Genomic DNA, 3,124 nt, shown 5'->3' on the forward strand with positions numbered 1-3,124 from the left:
TCGCGTGGTGTCGCGTTCGGGCACGAAGATGTAGCCGCTCACGAAGCGCGCCGCCAATCCGAGCGACCGGACGGCGTCCATCATCAGCACCGCGAAGTCGCGGCAACTGCCGCTGCGCAGACGCAGGGTATCGGCGGGACGATTCACGCCTTTTTCCGTGCGCCGTACGTACTTGAAATCGTCGTTGATCTCCTGCGTCATTGCCCGCAAGAGCGCCATCGTGCCCGTGTTTTCCCCGGGCGCAACGAACCGGCGGGCCCACGCGTCGACATCTCCGTCCGGTTCCGGGCGGTTGCGCGCGTTGACGAGATCCGATGCTTCCTCGTTGGTGTACGCGAACGGGAACGTGAGCGCGTAGCGTTCCAGCGCGTAGTCCGGCTGCGGCGACTCGAAGTGCTCGAGCGTCACTTCGCTTTCGAAGGTCAGCTCGGTCGCCTGCGTGTCGAAGGTGGCGACGGCCACCGAATTATCGAAGACATCGTGCAGCCAGCGCAGTCGCGCCGGTTCCGGCGTGATCTTCAGTTGCGTGGTGACCAGCCGGAGATCGTGGCTGGATCGTGGCCTGAACATCATTCGATGCTCGCCGAAATCGACCGGTTCCGAGTATCGGTACACGCTCGTATGCCGGACCGTAAAGCGTTGCGGCTCGTTCACCTGGCAAATCTTCCCAAGTTCAGGCTGGCCGGCCGCAGGGCGCTGCCGAGCAACCACACCGCGGCTTTTGCAGCCTGTTTGTTGAAATCCATGGTGGACCCTTGTATTGCAGCGCCCGGACGTTCCGGTCGCCAGAATTCAGGATACACGAGACAGTTCTGGCGAAAGAATTCGTTTGTGATTCGGTAAGAGGCGTCTTGCGCGCGGGAAGAGGGGAAATGAGAGGCGGGCGCGAGAAGACAGCCGCGCCGGGCAGGACGCTTGCCCGGCAAATCCGGCTTACGCGAGGGCCGGTTCGGTAATCCGCGGCAGGGCGATGCGCCCAAGCCGCAGCCGGGCGATCAGCGAATGGGTAAGCAATACCGCGAACGCACTTGCAGATGCTGTTGTCACCGCCGGGGCTCCGGTTAGCGTCAAGGCCACGAGCGCTTGCACGTCCTGCCGGGCGATGGCATCGAGTAATGGCTCGATTGCGTCGTCAGCACCCGGCGCGGTATCCGGCCGGCTGCTCCGCCGGTCATCCCGCACGCGGTCTTTCGCCCGATGCACGATCTGCCGGCAATGCACCGCGCTGCGGTTAAGAATCCTGGCGATGCTCGCATAGTCTTCCTCGAACGCCTCGCGCAGCAAAAACGCGGCGCGTTCCTCAGCTGACAGACGCGCGAGCACGCGACGCATTCCGTACGATAAATCGGATTTCTGTTCGGCCAGAGCCTGCGCAGAAGGGGCTTGATCGAAGCCGTCGAGTTCCTCGAGCAGCCGCATGTCCTGCGCTGAACGCCGCAGACGGTCGATGGCCGTGCGTTTTGCAACCGTCATGAGCCACGCGACGGGCGTTTCGAGCGCATCGATACCGCCGGCCCGTTGCTGCAGATGCCATTTCACGAACGTATCCTGCACGACGTCTTCCGCGTCCGCGCGTACGCCGAGAATCCGGTAGGCGAGCGAAAAAACCCGCGAACGGGACGCCTCGAAGAGGGCGAGCTGCGCTTCGTCGCGATGTGATTCGATATCAACGCTCATGCGTTTCTCCTTGTTGCGCTTCATCACCTGTGACGCTTATGACGGCCCGCACGGGGCGAACGTGACAGCCGGCGACAAAAATATATCGCGGCCGCGAATGTCACGCACGAACGGCGGCGCGCGTCATATGGGCTGGAACGCTCTTGAGTGATCTGAAAACAACCCGGGAACCGCAAAGATATGAATCCGCTGAACCTCGGCCTCGTGCCGACCGTTATCGAACAATCCGGGCGCGGTGAACGCGCCTATGACGTCTATTCGCGGCTGCTGCGCGAACGGATCATCTTCATGGTAGGACCGGTGACGGACCAGATGGCGAGTCTGGTTGTCGCGCAATTGCTGTTTCTCGAAGCCGAGAATCCGGAGAAAGATATTTCGCTGTATATCAATTCGCCGGGCGGCTCGGTCTACGACGGCATGGCGATTTTCGACACCATGCAGTTCATCCGCCCCGATGTCTCCACGCTGTGCACGGGTTTTGCCGCGAGCATGGGCACGTTCCTGTTGAACGCGGGCGCGAAGGGCAAGCGCTACGCGCTGCCGAACGCGCGCATCATGATTCACCAGCCGTCGGGCGGTTCGCAGGGGACGGCAGCGGATATCGCGATCCAGGCAAAAGAAGTGGTGTATTTGCGCGGCCGGCTGAACGCGATCATGGCGGAGCGCACGGGGAAAACCGAAGAGGAGGTTGCCCGCGATACCGACCGCGATAATTTCATGTCGGCGGATCAGGCGCGGGACTATGGCTTGATCGATGAAGTGCTGCAGCAGCGGATTTAAGTCCCGCCGCTTAGACCCGCCGCAACAGAAACGACAAAGCCCCGCAGCTTTCGCTGCGGGGCTTTGTTTTTCAGCCTGGTGCGTGAGGTCGGACTCGAACCGACACGACATTGCTGCCGTCAGGACCTAAACCTGGTGCGTCTACCAATTTCGCCACTCACGCGTATCTTTTCTGGTGGCACGCGCTACGAGTACGCACGCCACTGAGCCGGGCATTCTAACTGAATCGATGACCAATGTCTGCAGTACGGCGTTTCGAGCACGGCCCTGCGGCGCCACAATCCGCATTGCATCGCGCGAACGACCTGCCTACAATCGCAACTCATTCTCGTTTGTGTCCACTTCGACAACTTTTACATCGATGAACCGCACCTCGCGCAATCGCTTCGTTGCATGGCTCGGCATTGCCGCCATGTGGCTTGCCATTGTCGCGCCGGTGATCAGCCAGACGCTGGCCTCGCGCGAAGCCCGCTTCGATCTTCTTGCGGCGCTGTGTTCCGTCGATACCCCAAGTCAAACCCCGACCGCATCGGCCGTTCCGAACGGGTTGAATGCCCAAGCCCAAGGGGAAGAACACGCCGGCCATCACATGTCCGGCGACGCGTTCGATGCCTGCTCGTATTGCGGACTGCTCGCGCACAACGTGCCGCTGGCCTCGGCCCCGGCA

Annotated in this window: 4 protein-coding genes and 1 tRNA gene; 2 read left to right on the top strand and 3 right to left on the bottom strand. The window is 61.7% G+C overall.

The window, feature by feature from the left end; translation table 11 throughout:
• On the bottom strand, positions 1-654 hold a 654-nt coding region (locus tag ACRXB1_RS33475), incomplete at its 3' end, for a transglutaminase family protein (protein WP_449494468.1).
• A gap of 279 nt (positions 655-933) precedes the next feature.
• Positions 934-1,677: a sigma-70 family RNA polymerase sigma factor gene (locus tag ACRXB1_RS33480; RefSeq protein ID WP_449494469.1), complete on the bottom strand. Its 744-nt coding sequence runs from the start codon at positions 1,675-1,677 to the stop codon at positions 934-936.
• 180 nt (positions 1,678-1,857) lie between these two features.
• On the opposite strand from ACRXB1_RS33480, the gene clpP reads away from it, so the two are divergent.
• Entirely contained in the window at positions 1,858-2,457 is a 600-nt protein-coding gene (gene clpP, locus ACRXB1_RS33485; RefSeq protein ID WP_375508896.1) for an ATP-dependent Clp endopeptidase proteolytic subunit ClpP, read from the top strand.
• Positions 2,458-2,533: 76 nt separating this feature from the next.
• On the opposite strand, the gene ACRXB1_RS33490 is transcribed toward clpP, so the two are convergent.
• A tRNA-Leu gene (locus tag ACRXB1_RS33490) sits at positions 2,534-2,620 on the bottom strand.
• A 198-nt stretch (positions 2,621-2,818) separates the two neighbouring features.
• Here ACRXB1_RS33490 and ACRXB1_RS33495 point away from each other — a divergent pair.
• The coding region (locus tag ACRXB1_RS33495) for a DUF2946 family protein (RefSeq protein ID WP_449494470.1) at positions 2,819-3,124 on the top strand (306 nt) is incomplete at its 3' end.

Source organism: Caballeronia sp. M23-90 (genome assembly GCF_053574605.1).